This is a genomic window from Gordonia sp. UBA7860 (genome assembly GCF_002500165.1).
Classification (GTDB): domain Bacteria; phylum Actinomycetota; class Actinomycetes; order Mycobacteriales; family Mycobacteriaceae; genus Gordonia; species Gordonia sputi.
Genome location: NZ_DLSO01000050.1, coordinates 40,498 through 61,897, shown reverse-complemented (window position 1 = coordinate 61,897; position 21,400 = coordinate 40,498). Strand labels below are relative to the sequence as shown.

19 protein-coding genes are annotated in these 21,400 nt (G+C 63.2%); 8 read left to right on the top strand and 11 right to left on the bottom strand.

Annotated features, from left to right (window positions below; translation table 11 throughout):
- Positions 1 to 7: 7 nt before the first annotated feature.
- Positions 8 to 1,204, bottom strand: coding sequence for an EAL domain-containing protein (locus B3T59_RS07570; protein ID WP_005208646.1), 1,197 nt, complete (start codon positions 1,202 to 1,204; stop codon positions 8 to 10).
- A gap of 250 nt (positions 1,205 to 1,454) precedes the next feature.
- Here B3T59_RS07570 and B3T59_RS07565 point away from each other — a divergent pair, with 250 nt between their 5' ends.
- Positions 1,455 to 2,099 carry a YdcF family protein gene (locus tag B3T59_RS07565; protein WP_005208644.1) on the top strand — a complete coding sequence of 215 codons (645 nt, stop codon included), beginning with the start codon at positions 1,455 to 1,457 and terminating at the stop codon, positions 2,097 to 2,099.
- On the opposite strand, the gene B3T59_RS07560 is transcribed toward B3T59_RS07565, so the two are convergent.
- On the bottom strand, positions 2,034 to 3,464 hold the full coding sequence (locus B3T59_RS07560) for an O-antigen ligase family protein (protein ID WP_141630959.1): 1,431 nt from the start codon (positions 3,462 to 3,464) through the stop codon (positions 2,034 to 2,036). The genes B3T59_RS07565 and B3T59_RS07560 overlap by 66 nt on opposite strands.
- A 175-nt stretch (positions 3,465 to 3,639) precedes the next feature.
- Here B3T59_RS07560 and B3T59_RS07555 point away from each other — a divergent pair, with 175 nt between their 5' ends.
- Genes B3T59_RS07555 through B3T59_RS07530 form a run of 6 tightly spaced genes read left to right on the top strand, consistent with a single transcriptional unit; the run spans position 3,640 to position 10,272 of the window.
- Complete coding sequence (locus tag B3T59_RS07555; RefSeq protein WP_287001907.1) at positions 3,640 to 5,085, top strand: polysaccharide biosynthesis tyrosine autokinase; 1,446 nt, start codon at positions 3,640 to 3,642, stop codon at positions 5,083 to 5,085.
- Positions 5,082 to 6,377, top strand: coding sequence for a lipase family protein (locus B3T59_RS07550; RefSeq protein ID WP_005208639.1), 1,296 nt, complete (start codon positions 5,082 to 5,084; stop codon positions 6,375 to 6,377). The genes B3T59_RS07555 and B3T59_RS07550 overlap by 4 nt, the downstream gene beginning before the upstream one ends.
- Positions 6,374 to 7,063 (top strand): hypothetical protein, encoded by a 690-nt coding sequence (locus B3T59_RS07545; protein ID WP_005208637.1) that lies wholly within the window; start codon positions 6,374 to 6,376, stop codon positions 7,061 to 7,063. The genes B3T59_RS07550 and B3T59_RS07545 overlap by 4 nt, the downstream gene beginning before the upstream one ends.
- Positions 7,060 to 8,304, top strand: coding sequence for a lipase family protein (locus B3T59_RS07540; RefSeq protein ID WP_005208634.1), 1,245 nt, complete (start codon positions 7,060 to 7,062; stop codon positions 8,302 to 8,304). The genes B3T59_RS07545 and B3T59_RS07540 overlap by 4 nt, the downstream gene beginning before the upstream one ends.
- Before the next feature lie 36 nt (positions 8,305 to 8,340).
- Entirely contained in the window at positions 8,341 to 9,693 is a 1,353-nt protein-coding gene (locus B3T59_RS07535) for an acyltransferase family protein (protein WP_287001906.1), read from the top strand.
- A 15-nt stretch (positions 9,694 to 9,708) separates the two neighbouring features.
- Positions 9,709 to 10,272: a YdcF family protein gene (locus B3T59_RS07530; RefSeq protein ID WP_005208622.1), complete on the top strand. Its 564-nt coding sequence runs from the start codon at positions 9,709 to 9,711 to the stop codon at positions 10,270 to 10,272.
- Between the two features lie 7 nt (positions 10,273 to 10,279).
- On the opposite strand, the gene B3T59_RS07525 is transcribed toward B3T59_RS07530, so the two are convergent.
- Entirely contained in the window at positions 10,280 to 10,714 is a 435-nt protein-coding gene (locus B3T59_RS07525; RefSeq protein ID WP_287001905.1) for a hypothetical protein, read from the bottom strand.
- Positions 10,711 to 10,908: a hypothetical protein gene (locus B3T59_RS07520; RefSeq protein ID WP_005208620.1), complete on the bottom strand. Its 198-nt coding sequence runs from the start codon at positions 10,906 to 10,908 to the stop codon at positions 10,711 to 10,713. The genes B3T59_RS07525 and B3T59_RS07520 overlap by 4 nt, the downstream gene beginning before the upstream one ends.
- A gap of 664 nt (positions 10,909 to 11,572) precedes the next feature.
- Here B3T59_RS07520 and B3T59_RS07515 point away from each other — a divergent pair.
- Complete coding sequence (locus tag B3T59_RS07515) at positions 11,573 to 12,958, top strand: sugar transferase (protein ID WP_287001904.1); 1,386 nt, start codon at positions 11,573 to 11,575, stop codon at positions 12,956 to 12,958.
- 10 nt (positions 12,959 to 12,968) lie between these two features.
- Here B3T59_RS07515 and B3T59_RS07510 read toward each other — a convergent pair whose 3' ends face one another.
- The 7 genes from B3T59_RS07510 to B3T59_RS07480 all read right to left on the bottom strand — a co-directional run bounded on the left by B3T59_RS07510 (position 12,969) and on the right by B3T59_RS07480 (position 21,388).
- Positions 12,969 to 13,886, bottom strand: a complete 918-nt coding sequence (locus tag B3T59_RS07510) for a sialate O-acetylesterase (protein ID WP_287001903.1) — start codon at positions 13,884 to 13,886, stop codon at positions 12,969 to 12,971.
- Positions 13,887 to 13,898: 12 nt separating this feature from the next.
- Positions 13,899 to 15,080 carry a lipase family protein gene (locus B3T59_RS07505; RefSeq protein ID WP_287001902.1) on the bottom strand — a complete coding sequence of 394 codons (1,182 nt, stop codon included), beginning with the start codon at positions 15,078 to 15,080 and terminating at the stop codon, positions 13,899 to 13,901.
- 8 nt (positions 15,081 to 15,088) lie between these two features.
- Positions 15,089 to 16,687, bottom strand: a complete 1,599-nt coding sequence (locus tag B3T59_RS07500; RefSeq protein WP_287001901.1) for a cellulase family glycosylhydrolase — start codon at positions 16,685 to 16,687, stop codon at positions 15,089 to 15,091.
- On the bottom strand, positions 16,684 to 17,703 hold the full coding sequence (locus B3T59_RS07495; RefSeq protein ID WP_287001900.1) for a cellulase family glycosylhydrolase: 1,020 nt from the start codon (positions 17,701 to 17,703) through the stop codon (positions 16,684 to 16,686). Before B3T59_RS07495 ends, B3T59_RS07500 begins: the two co-directional genes overlap by 4 nt.
- Positions 17,704 to 17,907: 204 nt before the next feature.
- Positions 17,908 to 19,035: a glycosyltransferase gene (locus B3T59_RS07490; protein WP_287001899.1), complete on the bottom strand. Its 1,128-nt coding sequence runs from the start codon at positions 19,033 to 19,035 to the stop codon at positions 17,908 to 17,910.
- Positions 19,023 to 20,330 (bottom strand): lipopolysaccharide biosynthesis protein, encoded by a 1,308-nt coding sequence (locus B3T59_RS07485; RefSeq protein WP_287001898.1) that lies wholly within the window; start codon positions 20,328 to 20,330, stop codon positions 19,023 to 19,025. Before B3T59_RS07485 ends, B3T59_RS07490 begins: the two co-directional genes overlap by 13 nt.
- Entirely contained in the window at positions 20,327 to 21,388 is a 1,062-nt protein-coding gene (locus B3T59_RS07480; protein ID WP_287001897.1) for a glycosyltransferase, read from the bottom strand. Before B3T59_RS07480 ends, B3T59_RS07485 begins: the two co-directional genes overlap by 4 nt.
- Positions 21,389 to 21,400: the final 12 nt, after the last annotated feature.

The window sequence follows — 21,400 nt, the reverse complement described above, 5'->3', positions numbered from 1 at the left end:
ACCGGAGCTACAGCTCCGCCCCGAACGGCCCGGGCGCACCGAAGTAGATGCCCTGCGCGAACTGGAAACCCAGCTCTACGACGCTGTCGAAGTCTGCCTTGCGTTCGACGCCCTCCGCGACCGTCGAGATGTCCATCGTCTCGGCCATCTCACAGATCGCGCGCACCACAGCGCGGTCGGCTGGATCGTCGGCGATAGCCGAGATGAGCGCCCGATCGACTTTGACGACGTCGACCGGGAGGTCCCGCACGTATCGCAGCGCCGAGAATCCCGAGCCGAGGTCGTCGATCGAGATGGTGCAGCCGCTCTCGTGTAGTCGCTCGACGGCACGCTGCGCCTCCGTGTCGAAGTCGATGACCTCGTTTTCCTGGACCTCTATCCAGATCTGACCAGGGCCGAGGCCGTACTTGTCGATCTCGGTCACCACGTGATCGACGATCGTCTCGTCGACGAGCTGCTGCCGCGAGAGATTGATGCTGACGAATCCGCTCGGGCCGCACAGGGGTTGGATCGACTCGTGGAGCGCCCGAATCGCCTGCGTCACCCCGTTGCGGCCGATGGGCACGATCGCGGATGTGTGTTCGGCGACAGCGAGGAAGTCGCCGGGCAGCAAAACGCCGTCGGCGGTGACCCACCGCAGCAGTGACTCGAACCCCACGGTCACGCCATCAGCCATCCGCACGATCGGTTGGTAGAACTGTCGGAAGTCTGCCTCCGACGAACTGGTCAGCCTCACTGCGAGGTCGAGGTCGCCTTCTAGTCGCTCATAGATTTCGGGTCCGGCGATCGCCATTCGACGCTGCGATTCCAGAGCCAGGCAGAGCGCGGCGTCGGCCGCCTGGACGAGTCTGTCGGCGTCGACACCTGACACCGATTCACTTGAGATCCCATAGGCGAAGTCGACGAAGATGCGTACCCCGTCCACATCGACCGTCGAGGCAGCGAGACCCGCCTGTAGGTCGACGAGAATCGCGTCGACGCCGGGGCCATGCGGAAGCCTCAGGAGCCATTCGAATCGGTTCCGGGCGTCCAGACCTACGTCTGACCCCATCTTGTCCACGAGTTGAGAAACCACTGTGCGCGCCGCCGCCTCGGTCTGTTCACGGCCATAGACCGCGCACGCCCGGCGCTGGGGATCAGCGAGAATGGCAACGACGATTCCAGGAACGTCGTGTCCCCCGTACTTGAACGCCGCCCTCTCCACGCGAGCAGTTTACGATCATCCCGGCGGCCAGGTGTGAATTGGATCCAAGTACCGCCGGTCAAGTTCAATTGATCACCTGTTTGGTCTAGTGAATTGTGCTTCTGAGCTGCAGTTTTGCCGTCTGGGAGATACGCGACTTTCAGCCCTTCATCAAGCGATTCCTCGTGGTGGTACGTCCGCCGTTCGAGCCACTGAGGGGAGTCTCGACTAAGGTCGACGAAGTCAGATTCCCGGCCGGAGGACTTGCCACGTGACGTCGCCCGACCCGACGGACTCCTACGTCTTCGAGCCCCGCAGCAGCCATGAGACACGCCGTCGTCGACGGCGACTCTCCGGCAGTCTCATCAGCTGGGTGCTCGTGATCGTCGTTGTGGTCGTACTCGCCTTCGACGGCCTCGGCTATCAGCTCTTCTATCGGGACCATTCCGACCCACTCCGCAAGGTCGATGCCATCGTCGTGCTCGGCGGCGAGCACGACGGCCGCGAAGACTACGGTCTACAACTCGCCCGCGAGGGCTACGCCAACACGGTGCTGATCTCCGACCCCTATCTGAATGACGGCTATCACCGGGGCGGCGCAGAGCTGATGCGACGAGTCTGCTCGGCGAGCACCGAGTCCATCGAAGTCATCTGCTTCAACCCGGATCCCTCGACGACGCGTGGCGAGGCGATGTTCACCGAACGCATGGCGAAGGAGCGACACTGGCGCTCTGTCATCGTGGTCAGCTGGCGCTACCACCTCTTCCGCGCCCGCTACATCTTCGGCCAGTGCTTCGCCGGCGAGGTCGTCATGCGATCCGTGCCGCGTGATTACGGCCGGTCGATTCCCCTATGGACGGCGACCTTCGCCTACCAGTACGTCGGATTGGCCAAGGCTGTCGTTCTCGGCTGTTGACGTCCCGTTCTCGGCCGTCGATGTAACAGTGCGCGAGTCGGCTCGCACCAGTTCCGACGTGTAGACCAGAAATACGATGAGCAGCGAGAGATCTGCGGTCGAGACCGGGATCGTGATCGTCGAAAAGTCGAGCTGCAATGCGACCACGGAGAATCCGATGAATCCACCGCCGTAGAAACCCCATTCCCAGCGGCGTGAACGCAGGCACCGGTAACCGAGATAGCAGCCGTAGATCAGCATCGCGACAAATGCCAGACCGACCAGAATGCCACCTCGATAGACAGCCAGCAGCGGCGCGTTCGCGACGTAGTTGGTGGTGAACGAGGTTTCCGGATCGATGAACTCCGCCAGTCCCCAGCCCTTGCCGAAGATCCAGTGCCCGGCGACAGTGCTCGGATACTCCTTCAGCGCATCCAGGCGCGCACTCGAACCCTCGTCCTGGCTACCGAATGACGAGAACACACGTTGGCGCAACTGCGGCACCGCGGCCAGCGCGGCGAAGGTGGCGACGCCCAGCCCGACGATGGCGAGGCGTTTGCGATTCGACATCGTCTGGAACACCAGCATGAGCACGACGCCGACGATCACCGAGAAGAGACCCGCACGGCTCAGCGTGAGCAGAAGGGCCAACGCCAAGATCACGCCGAGCACGCTGCGCGCACGCCCGTCGAACAAGACAGCACACATCACCAGCGCCACGAAGAATCCGATTCCGGCGGCATTCGGATCGATATACGTCCCCGCGAGCCGCTGCGTCGCGCCCCCTGAGTGATAAACGAAGCGCAGCGCGCTGGGGTCGTAACCGAATAGCTTGAACGGCTTCATCACTCCCGGATAGACAAGCACACCTGCTGCAACAACCGCACAGGCAGCGCTGGCAACCACATACACTTGTCCGAACGTCCGCAGCTGAAGCCGCGGGAGTCGCAGAAGCGCGACTACGAGAATCGTTACCGTGAACCATTTCACATATTGCGATATGTCGGCGAAACCGACATATGTTGCCAGCATCGAGATTCCACTGACCACAACGAGAACGATCACAAACCAGTCCATCGTGGTCGGTGAGCGCATCTCGATGGGGTGTATCACGGTCGCCAAAATCACAGCGACAGCGAACGCCAATGTCAACGGAACGTGAACACCAGGTAAATGCGCGACCGGCATGAATCCGAGAACAGCGGCGAACGCCCAGAGAAACCAGGTCGGATGCGCCAGACCAACGTAGGCACCGACGACGACCAGCAGTAACACGATGACAAGAAACGCGGGTTTGGCTCCTGCCATCAACGCACCGAACGCCACCACGGCAGCACTGAGCACCAACAGGGTGCCGACGATCCATGAGCGCCTAGCTGATTCCACGAGCCATATAGTGGCACACCCGGTCGTGTAACACCGAGCTGATCGCGACCGACCAATGTCTGAGGGCAATCCCACACAGCAATTGCCCGAGAACCATGATCCAATCAACTGTCCATTGTTCAACGGTTGAACGAAGCGCCCGCGCGGCGCTACCCCAGAGAAGGGAACCGGTCAGGTGCCACTCGGCGATTACTGGCGCATCATTGTGCGGTTTTGGTGGGTTCTCGTAGTGGGAGCGCTCGTTGGCGCTTTCGCCGCTTTTGCTTACAGCACGTGGATCTCTCCCGGAAAATACGAATCCACCGCTCGGTTGTTCGTGACCGCAGAGGGTGGAACGTCAGTCGGCGAGAGCTACCAGAACAACCTGTTCGCCCAGGATCGGGTCAATAGCTACGCGACAATTGCGACGAGCGACCAGGTCGCACAGCGCGCTGCCGAAACGCTTGGCGGCCAGGTGGGCGCCGGCGACATACGCGGGAGCGTTACGGCTGTCCCGGTCAAAGACACCGTGATCCTGACGATCACCGCCACCGCGGACGACGCGAAGCGAGCCCAGGCCTACGCCCAGGCCGTTGCCAATGCGACGACCGCAGTGGTTCAGGAGCTCGAGACCTCGCGTCGCGGCGACTCCCCCTCTGCGACAGCGGTTCTCTACGATGACGCGAGCCTCCCGTCGTCCAAGAGCGGGCTGTCGTGGTGGCTCTGGCTCATCATCGGAGCGGTCGGCGGGCTACTGATCGGCGTGCTCGCCGCCGTGGCGATCGGCATCTACCAACGTCGACGGATCGACTCTGAGTCAGACATCGCCGACGCCACCGAGAAGTCCGGCATTCTCGCCGTGATCCCCACCGACTCGGAGTTGAAGGACAATTCGTCTCTGGAGCCCGCGACCGGACCGACGTCCGATGCGTACCGCCGCCTCGACGCCAATCTGCGATTCATCGCCTCGGGAAGCACTCGGCATCGCACCGCTCCGTCGGCGATCACCGTCGTCGGTCCGACCCGCGACGTCGGCGCGACGACCACCGTGGTGAATCTCGCGTCGTCGTTCGCCGCACGCGGCAAAACCGTGCTGATCATCGACGCCGACCTCGCCGATCCCACCCTCACCGACGACCTCGGTCAGCCGCCGACCGAGGGTCTGACGACCGTGGCAGTGGGCGAAATCTCGCTTCACGATGCGACGCTGAGTCTTCACGACGGCGTCGACCTCCTGCCGAGTGGTCCGGTTACGTCTGACCCGTGGGGCGCCATCGGCGGAGACGGCTTCGACGCCGTCATTGCGGCTGCGATCCATTCCTACGACTACGTCATCATTGATGCCGGTCCGCTGTCGGCGTCGCCGGAACCACTCACCATCGCCGCGCGCACCGACGGCGCACTGCTCGTGACTCGACGCGGCGTCACCACGAGGAAGCAACTTCGCACGTCGACAAAGGCGATCGAGAGTGTCAATGCTCCGCTGCTCGGCGTGGTGCTCACCTTCACGGCCAAAGTCGCTCACAAGCAGACCGACAGCAGCACACAGGACACTGACAGCGGTTCACCGACAAGCGATTTCGCCGCCGAGCGGGTGTCGGCATCGAGGGTCGACGCAGCCGAGGTGCACGCGGACTCGTGAGCCCTGCCGCAGTGATCTCGACCTTCACCTCACGTCGCGCAGCGACTGCGCTCGCGGTCGGCGTGGTCTGCCTTCTGGCGATCACGGTGTCGGGATGCGCACAATCGACTGACGACACCCCGCTGACGCTGTCGCCGTCGGCTGCTGCATATCCCGAGTCACCGCTGCCCTCCGCTTCGCTGACGACGCCCCGCGACACCGGCAAACCGGGTGCGGTTCTGGCCGTCGAGGATCCGCCCCGCGGACCCGTCAAGGCCATCAACAATCGTGACGCCGTCGTCAAGCGAATCATCTACCGCTCGACTTCTGGCATCGACAACTCGGCAACCGAGGTGTCCGGAATTCTGGTCGTCCCCAAGGGCACCCCACCCGCGGGCGGTTGGCCACTCATCGCATTCGGCCACGGCAACTCTGGCACCGAGAGCACCTGCGGCCCTTCCGAATACGGCAATCTACTCGGCAACGACACCATCATCGAGGCATTCCGGCTCAACGGCTATGCCGTTGTCATGTCCGACTACCAGGGCCTCGGCCACGGCAAGGGCAACCATCCCTTCCTCAGCGCCAAGACCTACGGCAACAACCAGATCGATGCCGTCCGAGCTGCACAGGCGATCGCGCCCGACGTGAGCAAGCATTGGGTGTCATTCGGTGTTTCGCTCGGCGGCATGGCGGCGTGGGCAGCCGGCGACCGCCAACCCGAATACGGGAGCGACACCGATCTCGATGCGACGGTCGCGCTGGTTCCCGTCGGAGATATGAGGGGCCTTGCGGACCGAGCTGCGCAGGGGACACTGACACGCGATCAATACCCTCTTCTCGTCTATGCACTCGACTCGCTGTCGAAGACCTTCCCTGACCGTTTCAACCTCGACGACTATCGCTCCGAGCGTGCCAAGTCAGAGTGGGAGACCTTGATTCGGTGTGTTCCCGACTCAACCGGAGATCTGACGGCCACCCAGCGCGCGCTGAACTCGCTCACACCACAAGACCTGAAGCCGAAGACCGTTGCGGCCACCGACGCGCTGCGCGATCAACTCGCCGACTACGCCCTGCCCGCAGGCCGCAACAACTCGCCCGTTCTCGTCATGTATGGCACAGACGATCCGCTCATCCCTCCGCAGTGGACGGAACGGGTCATCGGCAAAGCCTGCCAGGAAGGTGAAAACCTCACAATCGTCAAACGCGTTGGCGATACCCACGCCGGACTCGATTCTTCCCAGGCAATTCCCTGGATGAAGGGCGTGTTGAACGGCGACAAACCCCAGAGCAATTGCGACGATCGCCCATGAGATCACCATCGACGCGAACCGTCGGCGAGTACGCACATATCCTCCTGCGCGGCGGAATCGTGTTGATCTGCGCCGCAATCGCAGGCGGACTCGCGGGATGGCTCGCGGCAGAGATGACGCCCAAGACCTATGAGTCGCAGGCACGCCTGCTCATCGTCGCCCCGGGTTCCGCGACGGTGTCCAGCGCTCGCACCAGTGGCCTGGCCGGACAGCTACGCGCACCCTCCTATCGTGAACTGGCCACCAGCGACCAACTGTTGATGCGCGTCGCTGCGGCACAGTGGCCGGGTATCGATCCTCAGACTCCCCCTGCCGACCTCCGCGAGCGCGTCGTCGCTTCGATAGAACCAACGAACGCTGTGCTGACGATCACGACAACCGGAGATACACCGCAAGCCGCACAACAACTTTCCGCGGCGCTTGCCGGTGAAATGCCCAAGCTGGTGGTCGAAGTCGACAACCTGAACGGACGTGCACCCTACGAGCTGAAGACGATCGACGCCGCCACCGACATGGGAGTGACCTCGCCGAAGTTGCTCACCTACATCGGCCTTGGCGCCGCCGTTGCCGTCGTGTTCTCCGCGGTGGCGCTCCTCGCATTCAGCCTGCTACGCAACAGAGTCGACGATGCGCTCGGTGCATCGAACACCCTCAGATCGAGTCGAGAGTTGGAGAATTCGCAGTGAATCGCCCGACCGTACGCGTGCGGATTTTCGTGAGTTGGTTGGCGCTGGCCATCGCGGTCGCTGCAGCACTGACCGCCTGCGGCTCCGACGAGCAGTCTGCGACAACATCATCCGGCCGTCCTCCCGGCGTTCCGGTCGACGTGCCACGCGCTGGCGCCACCGGGCCCGGAACAGTGTCGTGGGCACAAACCATGCCGGTTCTCGACCGTCGGATCTCGGCGGCGACGAGTCTCGCTGTGCGCGTGGAGTACTCCTCGACCGATCACGACAACAAACCAACCGTTGTCACCGGCGGCCTCTTCGTGCCGGCGGGCCAGGCACCCCAGGGCGGGTGGCCGATCATCGGATTCGGCCACGCGACCGTCGGTGTTCTCAGCGAATGCGGGCCGACGCTGGACTCGAGCCTTCGTGGCGCGGCCGACCTTGTCTACGTTCTGCTGTCTCAGGGATACGCCGTGGCAGTCAGCGACTACCAGGGCCTGGGCACCCCCGGCGACGCGGAGCCAACGCACCCGTACCTCGATGCGACGACCGAGGGACACAACATCATCGACTCGGTGCGTGCGATGAGGCAGATGTCGCCTTCGAACACCTCCGACAAGTGGGCGGGATTCGGCGTATCGCAGGGCGGCCAAGCCGCGTGGGCGTCGAACGTTCTCGCGGCTTCGTACGGTAAGGGCCTCAACCTTGTCGGCACCGTCGCCATCTCGCCCCCTGCGGACATCTCAAAGCTGTCAGACAAGGCGTGGTCATCGAATCTGACAAAAGATCAGTACGGGCTCTACCAGTGGTTGCTGCTGGCGCTCAAGCACGAGAATCCCAGCCTTGATCTCGACAGCTATCGTAGAGGCTCCGCCACCACGAACTGGACCGCGTTGTCGCAGTGCGCATCCCGCTACAGCCAGGAACGACAGCAGGCAGCTGACGCACTCACCGATGCGGACCTTCGGCCGGACTCGGCCACGAGCCGCGAAGAACTCGAACGACTCTTGCGCGAGCGGGGCCTCCCCAAAGGCCTGCCCACCGCCCCGATTTTGGTGATGTACGGCGGAAAAGACACCTTGATCGACTCCGCGTGGACCACTGCCGTGATAGGTGCGAATTGCTCAGCCGGCGCTGATCTCGTGGTGTCCTTCCAACCCGACCGCGGACACGCCGACGTCGATCCCGGCGTTGCCATCTCCTGGCTCGAACAACAAATGCAAGGATCGGGGAGTCCATCGGGATGCACGAACATCTGACGCGACACGTTTCCATTCTCGTTGTATTGTTGACAAGTGAGTGATCACTCCGCGACAGCACCTGAGCAGTCTGTCGAAAAGAGCGCATCATCAGGGCGTCACCGCATTCCTGAAAACCACACACACAATCCCCCACGATCGAGGGACCAGCAGGTCACCGAGGCTACAAACACCGCAGGGGCCAAGCCTTTTCGAGCACGAATTCGCGGACTCGACGGTCCTCGCGGAATTGCGTGCATGCTTGTGCTGGCCCAACACGTCGGTGGCCACTATTCGCCGAACACGTTTTTTTCCGGCCACTTGCAGATCTTCGGTCAATCACTGATCTTCTTCTTCGCGCTCTCCGGTTTTTTGCTGTATCTCCCCATTCTTCGTCGCCTGTTCACCGGTGGACAGTCACAGCCTGACGTAGCGTCGTACACCCGACACCGGATACTGCGGGTATTCCCGGCATATCTGTTCATCTTCCTCGTCGCGAGCTACCTCATGCGCGCGGTATATCTGGAGAACGCCGCGGTTGCGGAATCAAGCGGCAAGTTCGCCGGGATCGGGATGATGACAGATCCGGCCATGATCGCCGCCAACCTCTCGCTCGTCCAGAGCTACATCCCGTCGATGCTTCAAACAGGCATCAACCCGTCGTGGTCATTGACCATGGAGATCGTGTTCTACGTGGCATTGCCGCTCATCGGCCTGCTCGTCTTCACGCTACGACGCCGCTACGGGTGGAATCCGATCGTGCTGGCTCTCATCGGCCCCGCCGTCCTGGTGATTCTGGGTACCGCCGGGAAGTTCTTTGCCCTGTGGCTCGCGAACCGGCTCGGCATAACCGACCTCATCATGGCGAACTGGGGACCCAACTGGGTGGCCGTCGTGCTGCGCAGCTTCATCGCTTCGTCTGACAACTTCGCATTCGGCATGATCGCCGCGATTCTGTTCGTCGGGGCCGAGACCGGGCTCATCTCGCGTCGTCGTCTGAAACGAGCGCGACCGTGGACCGGCCTCGCCATCCTCCCACTGATTCCGATCACCTATGTGCTCATCGCCCTCGGCTCGCCCTTCTCCAGCACCGCGACGGCACTCGCCTCCGGCATGATCATCTTGTTCATCGTCATTCCCTTCGCGCGAGGCGACGATTCGGCATTTGCCCGGGCGCTCGACTGGAAACCTTTCGAGTACTGCGGCCGGGTATCGCTGAGCATCTACCTCTGGCATTTCCCCGTCCTCTTGGTCCTTGGCAGGTGGGGATGGATGCACGGCGACACCTGGTCGGGCTTGGCGTTCAATTTCGTTGTGGTCGGAGCGGTCAGCATCGCGCTCGCGACGCTGTCGTTCTACTTCGTCGAGAAGCCTGCGATCAACTACGCCATTCGGTCCCGCCGTCGCTGATATGGTCCTGGTCCCGTGACCGGCGGGGTCCGGGTAATCGGCATCCTGGTTGCCGCGCTGATGGTCATACAACTCACCGGCGCCGTCGTCGGCTATCGCCTCTTCACCGATCCACCCGCAGAGCCGCCGGTCCATTCAGACGCCATCGTGGTACTCGGCGGTGCGCACGATGGCCGCGAGTCTTTCGGAATCGATCTCGCCCGTGCAGGTCTCGCGGAGACCGTACTGCTCTCGAACCCGTATCCCGCGGAGGACGCCACGATGCGTGCGGCCTGCCAGCCGTCGGACCGGAAGGTCAGAATTGTATGTTTCGCACCGCGGCCGTCGACGACAACGGGCGAGGCCCTGTTCACTCGCGAACAGGCGCGCGCCCATCATTGGAACCGAGTGACAGTAGTGAGTTGGCGCCACCACCTGTTTCGCGCGGGCGTGATATTCCGGCAGTGCCTCGGCATCGACGTAGAGCTCGTCGCCGTTCCCAGCGCCTACCACTTCTCGCTGGGGGCTTGGGCTTTCGTCTACGCCTACCAGTTCGCCGGAACTGCGCGGGCAGCGCTCACCGGATGCCCGCCCGGCTGACGAGTCCTCATCTCACTTCAGCGAAACCCTGACTCACCACCACATAGACGAGGAGGGCAACCGACGCTGCCGCGAGGATGTAAAGCATCACGAGTGCCGCGGACATGAGCGTCGTCACCAGCAACTGCGCGACCTCTGAATTGCGTCGTCTGGATCCCGAAGCGGTTGAGAGGCGACGGGTGCGGCTCGCCGTCGCCTCGACCGTGGCTGCGACAATCAGCGCGTAGGGCGCGAGAACGGCACATCCCCCCAGCACCAGAATCGAACGCACCTGCCCGGAGAATGGCAGCCCCCACGCGGCGCCGGCACACGCAGCGGCGAGCACAACGAGGAGTAGCACTCTGCCGAGCACATCGGATTGACCTCGCGACGCCGCGAGATACCACCACACCACTGCCGCAATGCAACCCGTGAGCACCAGACCTGACACCGCGACGATCATCGCTGCGACACCACCCTGCCTGCGACCACCTTGCCTGCAACGTAGGCGATCACTGACGCAGGTGGAGTAACTGCGAGAACCACGATCCCCTGCCAGATGGGGTAGTACATCAATCCGAGCACCGCGGTCGAGGCAAATCCCGATAAACCAACCACGATGCCCGCAACAAAGAATTCCGAGCGCTGCCCGGACATGCGAACCAGTGCATAGATGAAGCAAGCGCATATGGGCGCTACCGTAGCAATAAGAATCGGCGACACCGGTAAGTACCGATCGACGAGATATCGACCAGCCGCAGCACAAGCCGCTCCGACACCCACCAGCACGGCCTGCCGTCGGATGGCATACGTCGCTGACTCCGATCGCGATGCCACCACCGGCTCAGGCTACCCGATTTGAGGTTCGGCAGCCCGCCGAGCGCACCAATCAGGTCCTTATCGAAGCAGCGACAGCGAACGTTACGCGTCATATTTCACACAAATTCGGAGTTGCGCCTTCGGTGCGAATCGTTAAGATTTACTCAGTGGGCGCTCAGCGTTGATGAAGCCCCAAAGGCGTGAATCAATAGAGACACCGCATTGCTTTGCACCAAATCTCTGCCTGCCCCAAACCCCTGCCTGCAAAGAATTTGCGCTTGCAACAAAGCCTGTCCGACCGTCGGCAGGTTTCATGAGCAATTACTGACCCGCCGGAGTACATGTGGCCATTCGTCCATTGCCCTCATCGCCCCGTACCGATGGCCCCTACCCTCGGTATCTGCGAGTATTCCGACCAGCCGTATCCACCGGTGACCGGTCATGGCTGGATCAGTATTCGTCACGACTTCGTGCCACCGAGTTGATCATCGTCACAATCAGCGTGGCCTGCGCGACCGTCGCGCGCTACGGCGGCCCTGCGGCAGAATACGGCGCGCCCCGACTGCTGAATCCGGTGGGAGATATTCATCTTCCGTTCGTCATTCTTCCATTGGCTCTCATCGCGCTGTGGAGTATTGTTCTCAAGGTTTCGGGCACGTCCAGCCGACGGGTCATCGGTGCTGGACACGCGGAGTACACCCGCATTCTCAAATCGAGTGTCATCGCGTTCGGCGTCATCGCGATGCTCGACCTCGTCTTCAAGTTCGACGTGGCGCGTGGATTCATCGCCATCGCCCTACCCTTCGGCACTCTGACGTTGCTCATCGCACATTGGTTGTGGCGCAAAGCGATCGCACGTCGCTGGGAGAAGGGTGTCGACCAGCACCAGGTGTTGGTCGTCGGATCGAGCCGCTCGGCCGCGCCGCTCATCGAACACCTCTCCGCTCATCCCCGGCTCGGCTACCACGTGGTCGGGCTATGTGTTCCCGAGGATTCATCGAAAGCGCACGCGTCGACACTCGACGTGGGCGAGCGCGAAATCCCGATCATCGGAACCTTCGACGACGCGCGTGAGGCCGTGGCACTGAGCGGCGCTACCACGGTGGCAGTGACGTCCGCCGAGGTTCTCGGTCATTCCGCCATGCGGGAGCTGTCGTGGAGCATGGAGGGGATGAACGTCGATATCCTGGTCTCCCCCGGCGTCACCGACGTCGCCGGACCTCGGATGTCGGTCCGTCCGGTGGCAAACCTTCCGCTTCTGCACATCGAGAAGCCTCAGTATCACGGCGCCAACCGGCTGCTGAAGGCTTCAGTCGACCGTATCGGTGCCGCGCTCTTGCTCCTGGCCTTCGCTCCCGCGCTTCTCGTGGTGTCGATCGCCATCAAGATCGACTCCCGCGGGCCTGTCTTCTATCGCGCAGAACGCATAGGACTCAACAACATCCCGTTCCAGATGTGGAAGTTCCGGTCGATGGTCGTCGACGCCGACAGGCTCCGCGGCCAGCTCGCCGACCAGAACGAAGGAAACGGGGTGTTGTTCAAGATCCGAGACGATCCTCGGGTCACCCGGGTGGGGGCGTTCCTGCGGCGGTACAGCATCGACGAGATCCCGCAGCTCTTCAATGTCCTGTTCGGTTCGATGAGCCTCGTTGGTCCCCGCCCTCCCCTGCGCGAAGAGGTCGATACCTACGACGACCCGACGTCGCGCCGCATGCTCGTCCGTCCGGGGATGACCGGGCTGTGGCAGGTGTCCGGCAGATCGGATCTGTCGTGGGAGGAGTCGGTGCGCCTCGACCTCTCCTACGTCGAGAACTGGTCGATCACACACGATCTGATGATCATGTGGAGGACGGCACGCGCAGTGATCTCCAGCGACGGCGCGTACTGATAGCAGACTTTCAGCTGGGGTCGCCCGTCGACGACAGGTCGGCATACGCCGCATACATTCGCGCACCCAGCTCACGCTGACCGGCGCGGCTGTAGTGAATGAGTTCGGTCGGCGACTTGGCCATCCCGGTGGGTCCCGGCACAAATGCGCAGCGATCAACTGTCCGAGGCAGGGTCCTGTGCACGTCGTCGACGCCCGTATACTCGGCTCGTCTGCTCTCGATCTCCTCGGGAACCATCTGTCCCACGATGAATGGAGCATCGCCGAAGCGAGACCGGAGCCCGGTGACAACGGATTCGAGTCGCGCTCGATAGGCATCCGGCGCCTGCAGTGGGACGTCGGACTCGCCCTGGTGCCAGAGAAATGCTGCTACGCGAGCCGATGGACCCGCCGCCGCCAACGCAGCTTCGATCTGAGTTAGCGCGAAGGTGAACAGGTTGACCCGAGCCGACCTATCTGCGGGGTCCCAGCTGTAGCCGTTCTTGGGATAGAACGACGTGTCACCACGCCCGCACGGAACGAGCAGCACCGGCCCGCCGGTTTCGGCGGCCAACCGTTCGCCGAACGACCGACCGAAACCGACGCCGCGCGCAGGCATCTCATGCAGGAGCGGGTCAGTGGCGAGGAGGATCTGCCCCTTGCGTCTCCCGCACCCGGGCCATTGGTGTACGGGCAGCACTCCCGGCGACAAGTCGTCCGGCTCGAGTTCGTTGTCGCCCACCGCATTCGACTGACCGAGAATCGGGACCACCAGATACGGGGCGTCTACCCTCGGCGCGGGCTCGCCGGTCGCCAGCAGTCGCAGCACCTCGTCCTTGGCTCGGCGCACAGCCTGATTTCGTCGACTGGAATCGCCGTGGCGCGCAATCTGATCGGGTGAACCCGGCGTCAGATCGAATGCGGGTGTGTCTGTGTTCGGTTCCTGCACGGTCTCGTCCGATCAACAGTTGTTGGGCGCGGGCTTTCCGGCGAATCGGTCGAGCAGCCATGGGATCACGGCATCGCCGTTGATGTCTCCGTGTCCCTTACCCGGCTGCCGATCGATGGTGATCGTATCTCCAAGCCCACACGCTCGCCGGATGGCAGCGTCCGTCCATGCCACATCGATGAACGTGTCGGCCGTCCCGTAGGTGATCTGCAACGGCGCGGCTGAGCGGTTCTTCGGCATCGCGTACGCAGCCAGCACGTCACGCAACTGTTGTGCTGCTGCCGGATTCTGCGGACCGATATCGTGCGGTCCGAGGTTCTTGGCGATCTCATCTCGCTGTTTGGCGAGCGACCTGTCGCACGCCGACAACGTATTCCAGCCCGCGACAGCTCCACCCTTGCGGAAGTCGTCGCGATGGAAGTTCGGGTCCATCCGCGCCCGGGATTCGACAACCCATTGCAGAACGAGTTGTTGGTCACGGGTGAGGGTCCCGGCGAGCGCCTTGTCGACGAGCCCGGTGAGGTCTGCCGCAGGTACGAGCGCCGACGCTCCGAGCAGGTCGAGTTCCGGCGCATACGATGGCGCCGCATCTGCCGCCCCCCACACCGCACCGCCACCCTGTGATCCGCCGTATGCCGCCCACCGTTTGGACGATTCGGGGAAAACCGTGCGCAATGCGCGCACCGAGTCGATCACATTGTGACCCTCGGTGACATTGTCGAGGTACGGGTGTACTCCTGGCGCGCCGAGCCCCTGGTAATCAGGCACTGCCACAGCGTATTTCGCAGATGTGAGGCCCAACGCCAGCGCCGCAGCACCGTCCATACCCGAGCTGCTCGACGGCGCGCACGGCTGATTGATTCCGCTTGTCCCGTGGCCGAACGCGATGATCGGCCAGCCCCCGGCCGGGGCGGCGCCGTCTGGTTTGAACACTGTTCCCGATACCCGCTGAATCACTCCGGAGGCATCACGTGACGCGTAGAGAACATGTACGGCATGCACTTTGGCGAGTTTCAACCTGAGCGGAATATCGAAGACCTCGCGCGCCGAGATGACCGCGCCGGGAGCGTCGACGCTCTGGTGGATTCCCAGATCGTTGCTCCCACGATGAAGAAGCGGTCGCGCGATCGCCACCACTATGAGCAGGCAGAACACGGCCACAAGAATGACAACCGCGATGAGAAGGTTACGCACCCATTTCCTCACGAAAACCTCACCACCGCTTTACCTCCGGGCCTGTACGCAATGGAACCGTTCTCACACTGCACGATTGTCGTGCCGTCGACGACCTGCTGTTCGGCCACCGGATACCCCACCTCGGGCGACCATGCCTTCAGCATCTCGCCCGACAGCGAATGCACTCCGGTCGCTGGTTTGTAGAACACCCTGGTACCTCCGGGCGAATCGATGTCTTGCGTTGTCCCGGTGAACGCGCCCGATGGTGGGTAACCCAGGAGTGCGACGTAATCGACCAGGACGGCAGGCACCGCGTAGCAGCCCGCCGACCCACATATCACCCGTCCCGACGCGTACCGCTGCACCGTTTGGGCAATCCCTCTGCGCGACGTCGTCTGGTACACGGGCGTCCTTGCCTCGCCGAGCATGCGCTCGCCCTCCGCTGCAGCCGTGCGCACCCTGTCTACCGTCGGATCGCTGATCGTGTGCTGCGCGACAAGCGATTTCACCTTGGCAAAGGCGGGCTTGGGTGTGAAGTCCGAACGCACGACTCCGAACGATGTCTCAGCCGCAAACGTGGTGTAGCCGAAGTCCGTCGTCGACCCTTTGTCGACGTCCGACGCTCCACGATCCACCAGTTCGTGAATGAAGACCGGACCGCCGTAGGGCAGTTGCGCCCAGTCTGCGGCCAACTTCGTGATCAGGCCGGCCTGGCGCGACTCACTGCCGCCTGGTCCCCCCGACGGGTAGCCGACCTCGGTGGCCCACATCTTGCGACCACCGTCGCCGCGTGCGACCATCTCGGCGCGGATATCAGCGAGCATCGACACAACCGAAACCTTGTTGTCCGCGTTGGCCGTCAACCCGTTGGGGTAGCTGTAGGGATGCACCGACAACGCGTCGAAATGTCCTGCCGCGCCCGCCTGATACATGCGCTCGACGAACGTGCGCGCGTTCATGCTGATCTCGGTGTCTGGCGCCAATCCCACAGCGCCCCCGACCACCAACGCCGCCGAATCCGCCGCCTTGATGGCGGTATGGGCAGCTCGCAGCATCGAGGTGTAGAACTCCGGGTCCGGTTCTGGACGGAAGTAGGGAGTCCCGTTCGGCTCGTTCCAGATCTCGTACGCCTTGATTCGTCCCCTGTAGCGCGACGCAACGGTTCCCGCGAAATCGCCGTACTCGGCCGCCGTGGTCGGGCGATACGTCACCTGGTCGCTGTGTCCCGACGCCCACGCGGGCGTGTAGTCGATGATGCCCAGAATGCTGATACCACTCGACCTCAATGCGTTCACCACGCGATCCAACGGAGCCCAATTGAACACCCCCTCAGCGGGTTCCAGCAGCGGCCAGGACAAATCCATACGGACCATGCGAACACCGGAGTCGACAACCGCCGCGACGTATCGCTGCAGTTCGTCGTCGGATGCCCACAGCAACCGTCCGCCTCCGGAGAACGCCAGTTCGGGTGTTGCGAGCGGCGTCGCCTGCGCGTGCACCTTCTGAGAAGACACACCGCTCGCCTGATGCGATGTCCCCACCGCTCCGCACGACACCGAGCTCACGACAGCGACCACTGCCGCCAGTGCGACGAGTAGGTGCTGCGGGAGCGATGCCCGGCTCACCGGATCTGGGATTTGACCGCCCAGAACGCCGGCTTCTTGGAGTTGTTGAGACGCGTGACGCCGAAGTTGTCCTCGACGTTCGACGGGTTGGCTCCCGGATCTTGGATGCAGTGCAAGAACATCGGACCGATGTAGGGCCTCGACGCGCCCTCGCGCAGCGCACTGGTCAGGATCGCGCCTTGCGCGGCGTCGCTCACCGCACCGCCACCCGACCCTGTCGGTGCGCCGAATTCGGTGATCCAGATCTTCTTTCCGCCGTCGCCGTTGGCGCGCATGATGTCGTGCATCGCGGCAGTCTGCGCCCACCGCGCGTTGGGATCCCGGTCGGCGGTGTAGGGGAATGTGTACGGGTGATCGGCAACAGCGTCCATGAAACCTCGAGCGCCGGCCTGATACATCTGCCTGAGGAACTCGACGGGCGGAGTCGTATACGCACCGAGGTTCAACGCAGTCGTACTCGCCAGTCCACCACTGAGCACAGTGGAAGAAGGATCGATCGCCTTGATCCGCGGATAGGCGGCACGCAGCATCGACGTGTAGCGCGCGGGATCGACCGGCGTGAACATGTTGACCAGGTTGGGCTCGTTCCAGATCTCGTACGCATCGACCCTGGAGCCCAGATGCCGCGCCGCAGCCGCAGCGAAGTTGCCGAAGGCTGCGGCATTGGGCGGAGTGCCGGGCAGACCGTTACCGCCGGCCCACGTCGGCGCACCGAGAAGAATGATGTCGACACGGAATCCGTGAGCTCGAGCGCCATTCACCAGGCGGTCGGTGTTCGACCAATCGAACTTGCCGGGCGACGGCTCGATATCGGGCCAGTACGCGACCATCCTCGACCACGTGGCTCCCAACTCGGATGCCGAGTTGTACGTCGCAGCCAACTGGGCATTCGACCTCTTCAGCGAATACCCGCCCTCACTGAAACCGAAGCTGGCTCGCGGGAATGCGTGTGCCTGGCCGGATGCGACGGTCGTGAGAGCACCGACTACCGCGATCAGGAGCGCTACCACCATCATCGGCCGTGCCCAGCGAGGAGCTACACGGGAGACACCCCCCTTCTTCGACGCTGAGGGGCCTTGGTGATCTCGTCGTTCGATCGCCTTCATTGCGATATCCAGTCCTTGTTCGTGAGTCTGAGGGGTTCGTGAGTCTGAGGGGGTTCGTGAGTCTGAGGGGGTTCGTGAGTCTGAGGGGTTCGTGAATGCAGTGGTTCTATGGTCTCATCTACCTGCGGGCACCGGGTTACGTGCTATCAAACCGAGCACGGACTCCTGCGGCACACCCGCTTCCCACCGCGAGGCATTCCGTTCATAGAGTTCCGAGCCGTTCTTGGTCGAATAGTCGGTTTCGAGGAGAAACCGTCGACACTCGGCGATGAATTCGTCGTCGGAATCACGCGGGTCGAGCCCGAGCACCGGCCCGAGCGATCCGATCGCCGCCGAAGTCCCCACAACGGGCAGGCCCTTGGCTGCGGCCTCGAGGATCTTGACCCGCACACCGCCGCCGGTCGAGACCGGTGCTATCAGCGCGCGGCACGTGCCCAAGAACTCCTGCAGATCGTCGACGAAGCCAAGGTCCCGAACCCCCTGGGGATATTCCGGATCGACCGCGCCCGGCTTCTTCGCGCCGATGATGCACAGTTCGGCGTCACTGATGCCCTCGGAGATCTTCGGCCACAGCCGCAGTGCAGTGAGGAACGCTTCCTGGTTCGGGGGCCAGTCTCTCGTTCCCATGAACACCAATCGCCTCGCGGTGTTCGTCAGATCCAATCGGGGCGCGGGCGGCAATGTCAGGTCGATCCAGCGCGCCATCCGAACTCCCCGATCGCGATAGAACTCGGCCTCCTCGCGGTCGTAGGTTCCGACGGCGTCCGCAGCCCTCGCCACACGGACCTCGTCCCGCAGTATTCGTGGCGCCTCCACCCGCCCGATCCAGCCGCGGGTGGCCTTCCAGACCTCCGACTCGGTGTTCACCGTATTGACCACGAACGGAGCCGTGCCCGCGTGCCGCGAGCGGAGAAACGACTCGGCCATATAGCTGTGTTCGGCGATGAAGACATCCGATTCGCGCGAGTTCAATTCGGCGACAAGCGCTTCGACGTCGTAGCGCACATGGCAGAGGCTCTGCATACGCCGCGCGCTACGGGTCAGCAGCGAGCGAGCGCTGACGGGCGGCTTGGGCACGCGCGTCACGCTACGATCCGCAGCTGGACCCGACTCTCCGGATAGACACACCGTCTCGACGTCGTAGTGCTCGGATGCGATCTGAATCAAGATTCGCGACAGCGCGATATCGCCGCCGTGCTCGGTCGTCGGATCCTTGGAGAGCAGAAAAGTCACCCGCTCCATAGCACCCCCCTCTCGTTCTCGAGATCTTCACGACGATGTCGACCGCCGCGTACTTGCACTGGTATCTCTGCGGTATCGCTCAGCATCTCTGCGGTAGCGCCCGGCGTCTCTGCAACGTCGCCCGATTCCAGTGGGCGAGAACGAGAGGCACGGCTGAGCACCACGAGCAACAGTGCGTCGGCGACAACCGACGCAATCGCGCCCGAGACAGCACCAAGCCCTGCCATCGCCAAGACGGCGACCAGTCCGAGTTTGACCGGCGCGACAGCGCCCGCCGAGATGGTGCGCACCGCGTCGCGCCGTTGTAGATACAGCAGCGTCGTATAGACGAAGTTGAACACCCGCAAGAACACGAACGCCGACATCACAATCATCGACACGGCCAGCTCGGTCGCGACCGGAGTGAACAGGAGCACGACGCCCACGATCAGAAGCGCTAGCGACGCACCCGTCGCGACGATGAACACGTGCTTCTTCGGAGGCCCGGCGGACGCGTGACCTCCCGCTGCCCGCAGCTTCTCGTGGTAGGTCACACCAAACGATTGACCGATCTGTGCGACCGCCCACGCGAATGTGCTCGCCACCGAGTAGTAGCCGGCCACGTCACTGTTCGTGAGGAATCCCAGCAGCAGGATGTCGCCCTGGATGTAGACCGCGTTGGCGAGGTGCTCGGTGAACAGAATCGCGATGATGCGCGGTGTGCCGGGAGCCTTCGGCGCGACACCCCAGACCATCCGAACAGAGGCGCACGCGATCACCAGATACGGTGCGGCATAGAGCAAACTGGCACCGACAAGGCTTGGCTGCGGCGCCAGCATGAGGTAGCCAGTACCCAGCGCGATACTGGTCGTTTGCCTGATCGTGTCCATCCGCATGACGCGGTGTGGGTCGCCGTCGCGGAAGGCGCGGCTCTTGTAGGCATTGAAGACCACCTCGCCGCCGCCGACGAGCAACGCGAACCATGCGAGGTAGTTGACTCCGATGAGCGCCACTCCGGCGACCATTGCCGTCAGACCGACCAGAACGCGACCCGATCGTTCCGAGAGAAAGCGGGACTCGCTCTCCCGAATGGCGCGAACACTGAACGGGTTGTCGACGGGAGCCGCTGCGATGGCGGCAAGGGCGAACGCCATGGCGTACTGCCCGTAGCCACCGATGCCGAGCTTGGCGATCAGGATCAGCGTCCACAGCAGCCCGATCCCACGTCCGCCATACGTCCACATGGCCGCGACGACTGCCTTCGTGATGTGCGAATGCGACTGTGCCAGATCGCGAGCCGCCGCGAACGGGCTCACCGTGACCACGTTTCTACGAGCACTTCCGCGACCAGCTTGGGTGTGCGTTCCTTACACATGCGCACGAGTTCGTCGTGGAGGGTTCCGATGCGGGCCGGGTCGTCGAGCAACTGTGTCGCCCGCGCGGCCATGAGTCCCGCGAGGTCGTCCGCTTCGCCCGGCACGACGATGGCTCCGCCCTCGGCGCCGAGCTCACCGAGCGCTCCGTGATCGGTCGCAATGTAGGGCGTTTGATGGGAAATGCTCTGCGCCGCAACCGCTGAAGCCGGGTATGCGATCCCGTACGGGCTGCGTCGCCCGTACGGCATCAGCAGCGCTTGGATCGAGCCGAAGAACTCCGCGAGCTGCTCCTCGTCGAGCGTGCCGAGGACGGTGACGCCCGGCGATGACGGAATCGACTCCGTCCCGCGACCTGCGATGCGGATCTCGATGTCGTCGGGCAGCACCTCACGGATTCGGGCAATGTGCTCAAAACCCTTGCCCCGGTACACGATCCCGAAGAGTCCCACTGCACGCGGCCGCAACGAGGGCTCTGGCAGCTCGACGCTCGTGGTGGTCGGGTGGTAGGTCCGCTTCACGGTGGCCCCGGGGAATCGGCGGCGAATCGACTCGGCGCCGATCTCACTGAGCGCAAAGTACTCACGTCGGGCACCGAGGTACTTCTCGACCTGATGCGACACCGGGCGCGCACCGAAATGCAGGCCGTGGTTGAGTACCCGACGGTCCGCCAAGAACTTGGTCCGAAATGGCCACCACACGAGATTGGGTGGGTCATGTACCACTGCCGTCGATCGAACGCCCAGACGCGCAGTCGGCCACAGAGATTCGACCGAACCGCCGGACAGTTCGCTGTGCACGATCACGTCGCGACCACCTGCACCGGCGATCGCCTCGGTGATCTGAGCACGACGCGCACGCAGTTGCGCAACAGTGTCCGATCCCGGCTTACCGTGGCGAATCTCGACGACGTCGCCGACCAGGTCACGGATTGCAGGCAACAAGAGGTCAGCAAATGCACCGACGCCACCCGCGGCAGCCTCTGGCGCAACGTAGATCACTCGTAATCCTGC

Bases quoted from the DNA above. Each gene is read 5' to 3' on its own strand.
- B3T59_RS07545 (WP_005208637.1), top strand. From the start codon at position 6,374: ATGAGATCACCATCGACGCGAACCGTCGGCGAGTACGCACATATCCTC.
- B3T59_RS07525 (WP_287001905.1), bottom strand. From the start codon at position 10,714: ATGATCGTCGCGGTGTCAGGTCTGGTGCTCACGGGTTGCATTGCGGCA.
- B3T59_RS07520 (WP_005208620.1), bottom strand. From the start codon at position 10,908: ATGTCCGGGCAGCGCTCGGAATTCTTTGTTGCGGGCATCGTGGTTGGT.
- B3T59_RS07495 (WP_287001900.1), bottom strand. From the start codon at position 17,703: ATGATGGTGGTAGCGCTCCTGATCGCGGTAGTCGGTGCTCTCACGACC.
- B3T59_RS07490 (WP_287001899.1), bottom strand. From the start codon at position 19,035: ATGGAGCGGGTGACTTTTCTGCTCTCCAAGGATCCGACGACCGAGCAC.